This is a genomic window from uncultured Streptococcus sp., assembly GCF_963456385.1.
Classification (GTDB): Bacteria; Bacillota; Bacilli; order Lactobacillales; family Streptococcaceae; genus Streptococcus.
On record NZ_CAUOLF010000033.1, the window covers coordinates 1 to 13,083 of the forward strand.

The window sequence follows — 13,083 nt, forward strand, 5'->3', positions numbered from 1 at the left end:
ATATTAGACGTAGAGAAAGAAAATGGCTTTGAATTCTTGAGATATATAATATTTCCTATGTTTTTAGCTTTTTGTTTTGTTAAATACTCAAAATTAGTAAATATTAATAGCAAAGTATTGGAATTAATTATAAAATTTTATGATAAAATTTTGACACAATTATCAAATAACGTATTAGTTGTATTAACATTACTAATTGTTGTCAGTTTATCAGTTTTACCTTATTTATTTAAGTGTCTCGGAGAATATGAGTCACCTGAAATAAAAGGTGCTCTTATTTATCTATCTAGATGGGTTCAATTTTTTACAATTATGCTATTATTTATTTTAATTCTTGGAACCTATGTCCTTTTATTGGATGATTTAAAAAATAATCAGGTTGATTCGTATACAATTATACCTATATTTATTACAAGTTGTCTAGCTTGCTCAAATATCATTATTAAATTATTAACTATTTATAAACGAAAGTGAGACGGAGATGACAGTCACAGGTATTATCGCAGAGTTTAATCCTTTTCATAATGGGCACAAATATCTGCTGGAGCAGGCTTCTGGTCTGAAAATTATCGCTATGAGCGGCAATTTTGTTCAGCGAGGAGAGCCGGCTATCGTGGATAAGTGGACTCGGGCACAGATGGCTTTGGAAGCTGGAGCGGATTTGGTCCTTGAGTTGCCTTTCTTGGTCAGCGTTCAGGCGGCAGACTTTTTCGCTAAGGGGGCAGTAGACATCTTAGAGAGACTGGGCATTGATTATCTGATGTTTGGAACTGAGGAAGTGTTGGACTATGATAGTATTTCGAGGGTCTATGGTGAAAAGGCAGAGCAGATGGAGGCTTATCTGGCTGGCTTGCCGGATTCCCTATCCTATCCCCAGAAGACTCAGGCCATGTGGCAGGAGTTTGCAGGGCTCAATTTCTCAGGCTCTACGCCTAACCATATCTTGGGCTTGGCCTATGCTAAGGCTGTGGCGGGAAAGGCTATGAAGCTGTGTCCGATTCAACGTCAGGGGGCTGGCTACCATTCCTTATCAGCTAATCAAGAATTTGCCTCTGCAACTGCCCTTCGTCAGAAGTTGGATCAGCCAGACTTTCTCAAAAAATTCACCCCAGCCTATCGCTTGATTGAAACGGCTCCCAAGGTGACCTGGTCGGACCTTTTTCCTTATCTCCGTTACCAGATAATGACAAGTCCGGATTTGACAGATTTTTATCAAGTCAATCAGGAGTTGGCCGTTAGGATTAGAGAGGCTTTGAAAACCAGTGAGACCATAGAAGAGCTGGTTGATCAGGTGGCGACCAAGCGCTATACCAAGGCTCGGGTTCGGCGTCTGCTGACCTATACCCTGGTCGGAGCTAGACAAGAAGAGCTTCCGTCAGGTGTTCATATTTTAGGCTTTTCCGAGCAGGGGCGTCAGCATTTGTCCATGCTTAAGGGAAAGGTTGAATTAGTCAGCCGTATCGGCAAGGAGCCGTGGGACAGTTTGACCCAGCAGGCTGATAAGGTCTATCAGCTAGGCAATCCTGCACTTATGGAACAGAATTTTGGACGGGTTCCGATTATGAAAGACAAGTAAGGCTGAATATTCAGCCTTTTTGCTTTGTTTGCGATGGTAAATAAAAAATGGTATAATAAACAAATAAACTTGTTTTTACTAAGGAGCATGATTTGCTTTTTAGCGGTTTGACTGTAGGTATGAAAGCTAGTATTCGGTCAATAAAACATTGCTATGCTGATTGAATGATTATCTTTCCTATCCATGTCTCAAAGGAGGAAGACTCATGAAAATTCAAAAGATTACCTTTATGGCACTTACAGCCTTGCTTACGCTTAGTTTAGGTGCTTGTAGCTTGATTGGGCAGAAGCATTCTCAAAAGAATCAGGGTGGAACTGAGAATAGCTCCCGTGAGATCCAAAAGAATACTTCTTCTGACGATATTGAAGAACTCTTGGAAAAAGCAGAAACTGCAAATGAAGATCTAACTTCAATGAAAATGAAGGTAAAACTATCTATCACTGTAGATGGTTCCAATAAAACTCAAACGATGAGCGGAGATCTTCTGTATGATAAAAGCACGGATGAGCTGGCCAAGGGGCATTTAGTCATAGATGGAAAAGAGAGCGGTCAGGAGAGTTATCAAGAAGCGATTATGCCAGGCGGAGAGGATAAACTTTTGTATACTCGTTCTTCTAAAAATGGAACATGGTCTAAGCAAGAAATTGGAAGCGGGGCAGATTATTATGTTCAGCCCGATTATTTCAAACTTATGGATGGCTTTTATCAAATGGCTGATGATGTCACTGTAAAGGAAAGCGGTGATGAATATATCTTTAAATTAAGTAGTAAAAATGCTGATTTACTGGGGCTTTTTGGTGAAGAATTCAAACTAGAGCTGTCAGGTGTTACTCAGGCAGATATGGATAAGAAGTTAGAAGTACGCTTGGATAAAAAGACCTTATTCTTAAAAGAATTTAAGCTAGGTTTATCTTATAAAGGTGAAAAAGGTAGTATGGATGTTCAAACAGATACTCAATATTCTGACTGGAACACTATAGATGAAGATGAGTTTAAGGCGCCTCAGTAAAGCATAAGCAGAATTATTTCTAAAGAATTAGCTGAGAAAGAAAGGAAAAGTCATGCCTTTATTGTTTGCTTTTCGCTACCGTAGAGGACTCTATTTGACCATAGTAATCTGGACCTCTGTCTTCTTAGTCTCAGGCATCATTTTCAGCGCTTTAGCTTCCTTGCTCCTGTTTTCAATTGATAAAGCCATGCCTGGATCAGGAATTATTTCATTCGGTTTGCCTTCTTTCCTTACCTTTCTCTTAGCCAGTCTACTTGAAATTTTTATAATCATCCATGCGGGACGCAAGCTGAGTAAAAAGTGCTTTGTTCTTGCGGGAACAGAATGGGGCTTGACCGTGCGAGGTGCTTTCTTGAAAGAGCATAGCTTTGCTTGGAATCAGCTGGAAAGTGTCTTTTACCGGCCGGCTTGGGGAAGAACTTCTGATGGGCAGGCTTCTTTTCGACTGGGAGTCAGGTACTATCGGAGAGACTACCTATATGTCAAGCCTTATCATGGCAAGTCCGTTCGAGTAGATGTCACTTTTTTAGATGGCAGAATAGAGGATGTTTTTGCTTGCTTAAGCAGGTGCAAACCGGATTTGCCTATTGTGAAAAATTATCAGTGATATTTTTAATGGATTTTGATAAAGTTCCGCTATGACAGACCTGCCAGTTTCAGGAAATAGAATGTACCGTCCAGTTGCTCTTTTAGCGACTGGATTTTTTATGGAAGGAAAACTGAAATCAATTTTGTCTCGATTTCAGCCCAGCAGAAGTTGAAGAAACCAATCTGAATCTTCTAGAAGCTATCATTTTTTCTTAGTGATTTTTCTGATTCCCTGTGTTATAATAAGAAAGATTAAAAATGTAATTTATCAAAAGGAGAATCTCCAATGGGACGTAAATGGGCCAATATTGTGGCAAAGAAAACGGCCAAAGATGGCGCGAACTCAAAAGTATATGCTAAGTTTGGTGTGGAAATCTATGTAGCAGCTAAAAAAGGTGATCCAGATCCAGAGTCTAACACAGCTTTGAAATTCGTTATCGACCGAGCTAAGCAGGCTCAGGTGCCGAAGCATGTCATTGACAAGGCTATCGATAAGGCAAAAGGAAACACTGACGAAACCTTTACTGAAGGCCGCTATGAAGGATTTGGGCCAAACGGTTCTATGCTGATTGTTGACACTCTGACTTCAAATGTCAATCGGACTGCAGCCAATGTCCGTGCTGCTTTTGGTAAAAATGGCGGTAATATGGGAGCTAGCGGCTCTGTAGCCTATTTATTTGATAATAAAGGTGTGATTGTCTTTGCGGGTGACGACGCTGACAGCGTCTTTGAACAGCTGCTGGAAGCGGATGTGGATGTTGATGATGTTGAAGCAGAAGAAGGAAGCATCACTGTCTATACAGCGCCAACCGACCTTCACAAGGCCATCGTGGCTCTGCGTGAATCTGGCATCCAGGAATTCCAAGTAACTGAGCTGGAAATGATTCCTCAGTCTGAAGTTGAGTTGACTGGTGACGATCTGGAAACTTTTGAAAAACTTTATAGCGTTTTAGAAGACGATGAAGATGTCCAAAAAATCTATACGAATGTAGATGGATTCTAAAGATACTTGACCTGTAGTTGGAGCTACAGGTTTTTTGTATGATAATAACTTTCAGACTGTGTTTACCAGTCAAGATAAGTATGGTAGAATAGAAAGGTCATATTATTAAGTTATTAAGGAGACAATGATGAAAAAAGTATTTCAATACGCGACCTTGCTTCTAGCAGGAATGAACTTAACAGCCTGTGCCTTGCTTCCGACTTCAAATCAGGATATTCCAAGTAAGCAAAGTCAGGAGAAGAAGGACAAGAAAGCAGCCAGCAATGGGCAAGTAGAGGTCAAGATTAAGGAAGGCCAGTTTATTTTGCCAAGCAATGGGGCCTCTGATTCAAAATACTTAGCTTTGTCATTGGAAATTAAGAATAAAACGGATGAAAAAATCATGATTTCCTCTTCGGACATTGGCTTTTATGATTCAGAAGGTGAGAAAATCCAGCCGGTCGGAGTTTATGATGATGCAGAAAACTTTAAAATACTGAAATATGAAGATTTAGCTAAGGGAAAGACTCTTTCTGGTTATCTTGTATTTAAGGTTGAAAAGGATAAAAAATATGAGCTGCACTATGAGAAGAAAACTTATGATGCTGATGAGAAAACAGAAGAAATCAAGCTAAATGTTGATCCTTCGAGCTATCCTGATCAAATCGAAGATTCAAAGAAACTAGCTTCTGATTATCTGAATGCTGTTTTCTTAGGTGGAGACGCCAAAAGCAAAGACAAGGCAAAGTCATCCAAGGGCAAGGAAGATTTTGTCTTGGGCGGTGATTTGGAGCAAGATAAAAACGACTTTAGAGCATCTTTTGCTGAAGACTTCAAACGTAAATTGCATGACTATCCCTTTACCGATAAGGAAGTCAGTGCCTTTATCGATGCCTATGTGGAAAATAATGCAAAGCGATCCGAAATTTCTTATACAGTAGCCCAGTACATGCCAAATGAGATAGTGATCAAGATTAAACCAAGAACGGTCAGTCTAAGCAAAACCATCCTGAACTACAGTAAAGAGTTTTCTGACAAGCATCGTTCTGAGTATGCGAATCTTTCGGAATTCTATAAAGCACAAGATAAGAATTATGCCGATGACATGATGGCTGGATTGGACTCACGGCCGCTTCTCACCCCAGAACGAGATTATCAGCTGAAATTTGTAAAGACAGATGGCAAGTGGGTTTTGGAGCGTGATTTTTCTTATGAATCCATTGTCATCTCCTTCGAAGGTGATATATCCTAATACAAAAATTAGAGGGCTAATTATTGATTATTTGCTCTCTATTTTTGTGCCCTCGTCCAGCTTTGTGCTATACTGGATGATAGATAGGTGTATTCGAGTAAAGGAGTCTGCCATGAAAAAATTTTATGATAAACTGATGCAAACGCGGCATTATCTTCATCAGCATCCAGAGCTGTCTGGGCATGAATTTGAGACGACGGCTTTCCTAAAAGGCTATTTGGAAGATTTGGAGATTAGGATTTTAGAATCCGGTCTGAAAACGGGCCTAGTTGCCGAGCTTGGCTCTGGCAAGCCGGTTATTGCCCTGAGGGCTGATATCGATGCTCTGCCCATTTTGGAGCAGACTGGTCTGCCTTATGCCAGTCAGAATTCAGGCGTCATGCACGCTTGCGGCCATGATTTTCATCAGACCAGCCTTTTGGGGGCAGCGGAGCTGCTCAAGGCTATGGAAGGAGATTTGAGAGGGACGGTTCGTCTGATTTTCCAGCCGGCTGAGGAAACCTCTCAGGGAGCCAGTCAGGTTCTTACGACTGGTTTGTTGGACGATGTGTCTGCTATTATCGGCTTTCACAATATGCCCCAGCTCAAGGCGGGGCAGCTGGCACTTAAAGCTGGAGCCATGATGGCTGGGGTTGAGAAGTTCAAGGTTGAAGTAGAAGGTGTCAGCAGCCATGCGGCTAGACCGGATTTGGGGGTTGATACAGTATTGACCTTGACTAGTATGATTCAAAACCTGCAGGCTCTAGTGGCTCGCACAGTGTCTCCTTTTGAAGCAGCTGTCTTATCTGTGACTCATATCGAAGCAGGAGCGACCTGGAATGTACTGCCGCAGTCGGGCTTTTTTGAAGGGACTATCCGTAGCTTCAATCCGACCTTGCAGCAGCGTCTCAAAGAAGACTTTATCCGAATTGTAGAGAATACAGCGGAGAATTTTGGAGCTCAGGCCAGGATTTCTTGGGACCATACACCGCCAGTGACTTATAATGACCCTGAATTGGCCGAGCTGCTCTATGAGCATTCACAGAATCTAGCTGAGGTCCTGCCAGCCAATCCATCCTCGGCTGGAGAAGATTTTGCCTTTTATCAGGAGGAGCTTCCAGGCGTCTTTGCCTTTATCGGCTCAAATGGGGCAGAAAATGCTCCTGATCTCCATCACGACAGCATGGTCATTGACGACGAAGCCTTCAAAGTCTCCGTTCCTTACTATGTCGAAAGTGCCCTCTTTCTCCTGCAGCACTACAGGCAGAAAGTCTAGTGAATGACTGCCTCAAAGCTGATAAAGAAAAGCTATCACCTCCATAAAAAATATATAATGGTCAAGTTTCTCCTTATTTGATATGATAAAGAAAGACTTTTTAGGAGGAATTCGAAATATGAACCTGAAGAAAACCTTGAAATACTTCTCTCTGGCAGCCGTCAGTGTCTTGGCCATTGGTGCCTTGGTGGCTTGCTCATCATCAAGTGAGAAGAAAACAGAGAAAACAAAGGTAGAAGTCGGAACAGTGGGGACGACCAAACCATTTTCATACGAGGATAAAGACGGTAAACTGACTGGCTATGATATCGAAGTCCTTCGTGCTATCTTTAAGGGATCAGACAAGTATGAGGTCAATTTTAATAAGACCAAGTGGGCTTCTATCTTTTCAGGTCTGGACAGTGACCGTTACCAGATTGGTGCTAATAATATCAGCTATTCTGAAGAACGTGCTAACAAATATCTCTATGCTAGTCCATATGCGAAAAATCCAACGGTTTTAGTTGTCCGTAAGGGTGAGGGCATCAAATCGCTGGATGACATTGGCGGCAAGTCTACTGAGGTTGTTCAGGGGACTTCAACAGCTCAGCAACTAGAGGACTACAACAAGGAGCATAGCGACAAACCGACAAAAATTAATTATACGGACGGAACCATTCAGCAAATCTTGGCCAATCTGAATGACGGCCGTACGGACTATAAAGTTTTTGAGCGCATAACTGTAGAGTCTATTATCAAAGACCAAGGTTTGAATAATCTGGAAGTGATTGAACTTCCAAGCGACCAGCAGCCTTATGTTTATCCGATTATTGCAAGCGGTCAGGAAGACTTGCAAAAATTTGTCAACAAGCGGATTAAGGAACTCTATGAGGATGGTACGCTTGAAAAGCTATCTCAAGAATTCTTTGGCGGATCTTACCTGCCAGACGCAAAAGATATCAAGTAAGAAATCCCATCAAGTCCAGTCTACATTTGACTGACTAGACTTTGATACAAGAAATACGATAAGGGCGGGGAAGCTTATTTCCCCAGCCCTTTATCTGCTGTTAATAGGAGTAACGCATGCCTTTCTCAACTGAGACTGAACAAATCAAGAAATTTGAAAACGACGAGGTGGCCCAGCACTATTTTGAAGTGCTGCGGACCTTGATTTCTAAAAAATCGATCTTTGCCCAGCAGGTTGGCCTGCAGGAAGTAGCCAACTATTTGGGAGAGATTTTTACAGCTGCAGGTGCCAAGGTCATGATTGACGATAGCTATACTGCTCCATTTGTTTTGGCGGAGTTTCTTTCTTCAAATCCTGCTGCTAAGACTATTATTTTCTACAACCACTACGATACAGTGCCGGCAGACGATGACCAGCCATGGACAAATGATCCCTTTACACTGTCGGTTCATTACGGAGTTATGTATGGGCGAGGAGTGGATGATGACAAGGGGCACATTACAGCTCGTCTGACGGCCGTTCGCAAGTATATTCGAGAGCACGATGATTTGCCAGTCAATATCATTTTTATGATGGAAGGGGCAGAAGAGTCTGCTTCGACAGACTTGGATAAATATTTGGCCAAGCATCGCAAACGCCTACGCGGAGCGGATTTGCTGGTCTGGGAGCAAGGCAGCCGCAACAATCTAGGTCAGCTGGAAATCTCAGGCGGTAACAAGGGAATTGTTACCTTTGACATGACGGTCAAAAGTGCAGATGTAGACATCCATTCCAGCTTTGGCGGGGTCATCAATTCTGCTTCCTGGTATTTGCTCGATGCTCTATACAGCTTGCGCAGTCCAGACGGTCGAATCCTGGTTGAGGGCATTCATGAGCAGATTCAAGAGCCAAATGAACGGGAGCTGGCTCTGATTGAGGAATATGCCCTGCGGACTCCTGAAGAGTTGAGTCAAGTCTATGGCTTGAAATTACCGGTTTTACTGGACGAACGGAAGGAATTTCTCCGTCGATTTTACTTTGAGCCTTCGCTGAATATTGAAGGCTTCGGATCAGGCTATCAAGGCCAAGGGGTTAAAACCATTTTGCCTTCAGATGCCCAGGCCAAGATGGAGGTTCGTTTGGTGCCAGGTCTGGAACCACAAGATGTTTTGGACAAGATTCGTCAGCAGCTGGACAAGAATGGCTATCCAGCGGTTGAGCTGACCTATACCTTGGGAGAGATGAGCTATCGAAGCGACATGAGTGCACCTTCCATTCTCAATCTTATCGAACTGGCTAAAGATTATTACCAAGAGGGCATCTCTGTTCTGCCGACCTCAGCTGGAACTGGTCCGATGCACACGGTCTATGCAGCCTTGGAGGTTCCTATGGCGGCTTTCGGACTTGGCAATGCTAACAGCCGAGACCATGGCGGAGATGAGAATGTGAAAATTGCTGACTACTATACTCACATAGAGCTCATTCAAGACTTGATTGGTAGTTATCGTCGAGCTGACTAGCGGGAAAGGAAGGCTTATGCTATACTCTATAAGAAAAGACAAACTGAAGCAGGCTGGCTTCTTTTACCTCTTTTATTTCCTAGCCATGCTCTTAGGCGTCTTGGTTGGGCTTCTATTTGACCGCTCCGGCAATATGTTTTACGCTCCAGCTTTTACAGCTTTCTTTGGCGGAGTTCTGTTCATCTTCTATACAGAGAAAATAAAGACTTTCGGTCTGATCAGCGGCTTAGGCTGTCTGCTAGGTTTCTTCTTTCTGCTCAGTCGACATGGCTTTGGAGCCTTTCTACCAGGTTTGATTTGTGGTATTTTAGCGGATCTGATAGCTCGGTCAGGCAGCTATCAAAAGACTGTTAGAAACTTGCTGTCTTTTATGGTTTTCAGCTTTAGCACAGCGGGTCCTATTTTCCTAATGTGGCTGGCGCCCAAGCAGTATGAAGCTAGTCTTCTTGCCAGAGGAAAGACTCAGGCTTACATCGAGCAGGTCATGCTTAAGCCTGTACCCAGCTTGGTCCTCTGGTTTGTGGCCAGTATTTTACTGGGCGCTTTACTTGGAGCCCTGTTAGGTAGGAAAATCCTTAAAGCGAGACTTCCCAAGTCAGCTTCGGTCTAATATCATCGAAAATATAACTAAGGAGAAAATATGAACAATTTACTCGTACTCCAGTCGGACTTTGGTCTGGTAGATGGAGCTGTGTCAGCCATGATAGGAGTAGCCTTAGAAGAATCGCCTACTCTGAAAATTCATCATCTGACTCACGATATCACCCCTTACAACATCTTTGAGGGGAGCTATCGTCTCTTTCAGACAGTTAATTACTGGCCAGCAGGAACGACTTTTGTGTCAGTAGTGGATCCGGGTGTGGGCTCCAAGCGGAAGAGTGTGGTAGCCAAGACTAAAAAGGGCCAGTACATCGTCACGCCTGATAACGGCACCCTGTCTTTCATCAAGAAGCATGTCGGCATTGAGGCCATTCGGGAAATTTCTGAAGTGGAAAATCGCCGCAAGGATACGGAGCATTCTTATACTTTCCACGGCCGTGATGTCTATGCCTATACAGGTGCTAAGCTAGCCAGCGGCCATATCAGCTTTGAAGAGGTTGGACCAGAACTCAAGGTCGAAGACATTGTCGAAATTCAGGTAGTAGAGACTACAATCGCGGACCATTATGTCAGCGGAGCTATTGATATCCTGGATGTCCGTTTTGGTTCTCTCTGGACCTCTATCACCCGCGAGGAATTCTGCACCTTAAAACCGGAATTTGGTGACCGATTCGAGGTTACCATCTATAACAATGACATGCTGGTTTATCAAAACCAAGTAACCTATGGCAAGTCCTTTGCGGATGTCCGCATCGGCCAGCCTATCCTCTATATCAACTCCCTCTATCGGGTTGGCTTAGCGATTAACCAAGGTTCCTTTGCTAAGGCCTACAATGTTGGCGTCGGTGCCCAGTGGCATATTGAAATCAAGAGAATTGAGAATTAAGGAAGAAGAACATGAAAAATAATACAATCAGAAACGTAGTCGCAACAGGAATTGGAGCAGCCCTATTCGTGGTCATCGGAATGATCAATATTCCAACGCCTGTACCCAATACCAGCATCCAGCTCCAATACCCTCTGCAAGCTCTTTTTAGCGTCATCTTTGGACCAATCGTCGGTTTCCTGATGGGCTTCATTGGCCATGCCATTAAAGACGCTATGAGCGGTGGCGGACTTTGGTGGTTCTGGATTGCCGGCAGCGGGGTCTTCGGTCTATTAGTTGGCTTCTTTAGAAAATTCTTCCAAGTGGAAGAAGGCAAATTTGAAGTCAAGGATATTATTCGCTTTAACTTGATTCAGTTTGGAGCCAATGCAATCGCTTGGCTAATCGGCCCAATTGGTGATGTGATTGTATCTGGTGAGCCGGTCAATAAGGTTATTGCCCAAAGTATTGTAGCAATTCTAGTGAATTCTGCGACAGTAGCAGTAATCGGAACTGTCTTGCTGACCGCTTACGCTCGCACCCGCACACGCGCAGGAAGTCTCAAAAAAGATTGATTACATCAAAAATTGAAAGATTGGGAGGATTCCCAGTCTTTTTTGTACAAAATAAAAGACAAAATGTAAATTATATATTGTATTATAGAGATTTATAAAGTGAAAGGATAATCTGTAAGAGAATAGAAGAAAAAAACGCTTTGAAAAGTATTTGGACCAATTGGAAGAAGAGCGATAAGTTGTCCTTCTCGCTTAAACTTTCCAGCTCTGCTATTTTTCAAACAAATATTTTGCCCAGTTTTTTCAATCAGGTTATAATAAATAGATGAATTAAAAAATTCAGAAAATTTTATAGAGAAAAGAGAGTTGAAATCTTATGGCAAAAGATATTCGCGTCCTACTTTACTACAAATATGTTCCGATTGAGAATGCTGAGAAATTTGCAGCTGATCATCTGGCCTTCTGTAAGTCCATTGGTCTTAAAGGCCGCATCCTAGTAGCAGATGAGGGAATCAATGGAACGGTTTCTGGTGATTATGAAACCACTCAAAAATACATGGATTATGTGCACAGCCTTCCGGGCATGGAAGACCTTTGGTTCAAGATTGACGAAGAAAATGAGCAAGCCTTCAAGAAAATGTTTGTTCGCTACAAGAAAGAAATCGTGCACTTGGGCTTGGAAGACAATGATTTTGATAATGACATCAACCCGCTGGAAACGACAGGAGCTTACCTATCACCTAAGGAATTTAAGGAAGCCCTCTTGGACGAAGATACTGTTGTCCTAGATACTCGTAACGACTATGAGTACGATCTAGGTCACTTCCGCGGTGCTATCCGTCCAGACATCCGCAACTTCCGTGAGTTGCCACAATGGATCCGTGATAACAAAGAGAAGTTCATGGACAAGCGAGTGGTTGTTTACTGTACCGGTGGTGTTCGTTGTGAGAAATTCTCAGGCTGGATGGTTCGTGAAGGCTACAAGGATGTTGGTCAGCTTCATGGCGGTATCGCGACTTACGGCAAGGATCCAGAAGTTCAAGGTGAGCTTTGGGACGGCAAGATGTATGTCTTTGATGAGCGTATCTCGGTTGATATCAACCATGTTAATCCAGTTGTGATTGGGAAAGACTGGTTTGACGGTACTCCTTGCGAGCGCTATGTCAACTGTGGCAATCCGGAGTGTAACCGCCGCATCCTGACTTCAGAAGAAAATGAAGACAAGTACCTCCGTGGCTGTTCTCACGAATGCCGCGTTCACCCTCGCAATCGCTATGTGGCTGAAAATGGCTTGAGCCAGGCAGAAGTGATGGAACGTTTGGCTGCGATTGGAGAAAGCTTGGAAACACTGGTAGCTCAGTAATAAGGAGAGATCCTAATGGAAAAATTTTGTGTTTATGGGAAATTAATGGCCCAAGAAGGAAAGGTGCAGGAACTTACTGCTTACATGCAAGAAGTTGTCAAAGAAATGCAAAATCTTGACACTTGTTTCTGCTATATCTTAGGTGAGAAGGCAGATGAACCCAACAGCATCTATATTTACGAAGTTTGGGAGAGCGAGCAAGCTCACAATGACAGTCTGACCTTGGAAGTTTTTCAAAATCTCATTGCAAAAGCTAGACCCATTATTTCAGGCATGGAAAATTTGCATAAGCTGACTATTTTTGATGGTAAGGCAAGTTTCTAAATTCCTAAGAAAAACTAAAAACTTTAGACGATTCAAACGTCTAAAGTTTTTTTATCATTTATCTACAGGTAAAAGTCTTGTTGGACAGAGATTTTGGAAAGCAGACTATTTCCGCCAGTTCTTAGATCATCTCTCAGAGTATCACTTGATTTCTGATTTTCTTTCTGCGGTTTCGATTTTTTGTCCTTTCTTTTTGATGTGATATAATGGGCTTAAATAAATGGGAAAGGAGCAGGTCTATGTCTAAAGCCATCATGGAAGAAGTGGCAGCCTATCTGCGTCAGCATGCAGATGAAGAGCTGAGTCTGA

Annotated in this window: 14 protein-coding genes and 1 pseudogene; all 15 read left to right on the forward strand. The window is 42.8% G+C overall.

The features are described from left to right. Nucleotides 1-474 (forward strand): hypothetical protein (locus tag RP262_RS10810; protein WP_311155149.1); only part of this gene is annotated, 474 nt, incomplete at its 5' end. 7 nt (nt 475-481) lie between these two features. Next, nucleotides 482-1,576 (forward strand): nucleotidyltransferase, encoded by a 1,095-nt coding sequence (locus RP262_RS10815; protein ID WP_002910410.1) that lies wholly within the window; start codon nt 482-484, stop codon nt 1,574-1,576. Between the two features lie 205 nt (nt 1,577-1,781). Beyond that, nucleotides 1,782-2,585, forward strand: coding sequence for a DUF6612 family protein (locus RP262_RS10820; RefSeq protein ID WP_311155150.1), 804 nt, complete (start codon nt 1,782-1,784; stop codon nt 2,583-2,585). A 187-nt stretch (nt 2,586-2,772) separates the two neighbouring features. Continuing rightward, a complete protein-coding gene (locus RP262_RS10825) occupies nt 2,773-3,192 on the forward strand; it encodes a hypothetical protein (RefSeq protein WP_311155158.1) in 420 nt (139 codons plus the stop codon). 267 nt (nt 3,193-3,459) lie between these two features. Next, nucleotides 3,460-4,176, forward strand: a complete 717-nt coding sequence (locus RP262_RS10830) for a YebC/PmpR family DNA-binding transcriptional regulator (RefSeq protein WP_037616164.1) — start codon at nt 3,460-3,462, stop codon at nt 4,174-4,176. Nucleotides 4,177-4,300: 124 nt separating this feature from the next. Continuing rightward, nucleotides 4,301-5,407: a DUF4352 domain-containing protein gene (locus RP262_RS10835; protein WP_311155151.1), complete on the forward strand. Its 1,107-nt coding sequence runs from the start codon at nt 4,301-4,303 to the stop codon at nt 5,405-5,407. Nucleotides 5,408-5,519: 112 nt separating this feature from the next. Beyond that, a complete protein-coding gene (locus RP262_RS10840; RefSeq protein WP_311155152.1) occupies nt 5,520-6,662 on the forward strand; it encodes a M20 peptidase aminoacylase family protein in 1,143 nt (380 codons plus the stop codon). Nucleotides 6,663-6,780: 118 nt separating this feature from the next. Further along, complete coding sequence (locus RP262_RS10845; protein ID WP_311155153.1) at nt 6,781-7,608, forward strand: amino acid ABC transporter substrate-binding protein; 828 nt, start codon at nt 6,781-6,783, stop codon at nt 7,606-7,608. A 116-nt stretch (nt 7,609-7,724) separates the two neighbouring features. Next, nucleotides 7,725-9,107, forward strand: coding sequence for a M20/M25/M40 family metallo-hydrolase (locus RP262_RS10850; protein WP_311155154.1), 1,383 nt, complete (start codon nt 7,725-7,727; stop codon nt 9,105-9,107). Nucleotides 9,108-9,123: 16 nt separating this feature from the next. Beyond that, nucleotides 9,124-9,717, forward strand: coding sequence for an MptD family putative ECF transporter S component (locus tag RP262_RS10855; protein ID WP_311155155.1), 594 nt, complete (start codon nt 9,124-9,126; stop codon nt 9,715-9,717). Nucleotides 9,718-9,747: 30 nt separating this feature from the next. Further along, on the forward strand, nt 9,748-10,593 hold the full coding sequence (locus RP262_RS10860; protein WP_311155156.1) for an S-adenosyl-l-methionine hydroxide adenosyltransferase family protein: 846 nt from the start codon (nt 9,748-9,750) through the stop codon (nt 10,591-10,593). 11 nt (nt 10,594-10,604) lie between these two features. Beyond that, nucleotides 10,605-11,147 (forward strand): ECF-type riboflavin transporter substrate-binding protein, encoded by a 543-nt coding sequence (locus RP262_RS10865; protein WP_002900998.1) that lies wholly within the window; start codon nt 10,605-10,607, stop codon nt 11,145-11,147. Between the two features lie 316 nt (nt 11,148-11,463). Then, a complete protein-coding gene (locus RP262_RS10870) occupies nt 11,464-12,450 on the forward strand; it encodes a rhodanese-related sulfurtransferase (protein ID WP_311155157.1) in 987 nt (328 codons plus the stop codon). A 15-nt stretch (nt 12,451-12,465) separates the two neighbouring features. Further along, nucleotides 12,466-12,774, forward strand: a complete 309-nt coding sequence (locus RP262_RS10875) for a putative quinol monooxygenase (protein ID WP_002922031.1) — start codon at nt 12,466-12,468, stop codon at nt 12,772-12,774. A 206-nt stretch (nt 12,775-12,980) separates the two neighbouring features. Next, nucleotides 12,981-13,083 (forward strand): annotated as a pseudogene (locus RP262_RS10880) (AraC family transcriptional regulator); the annotation flags it as partial.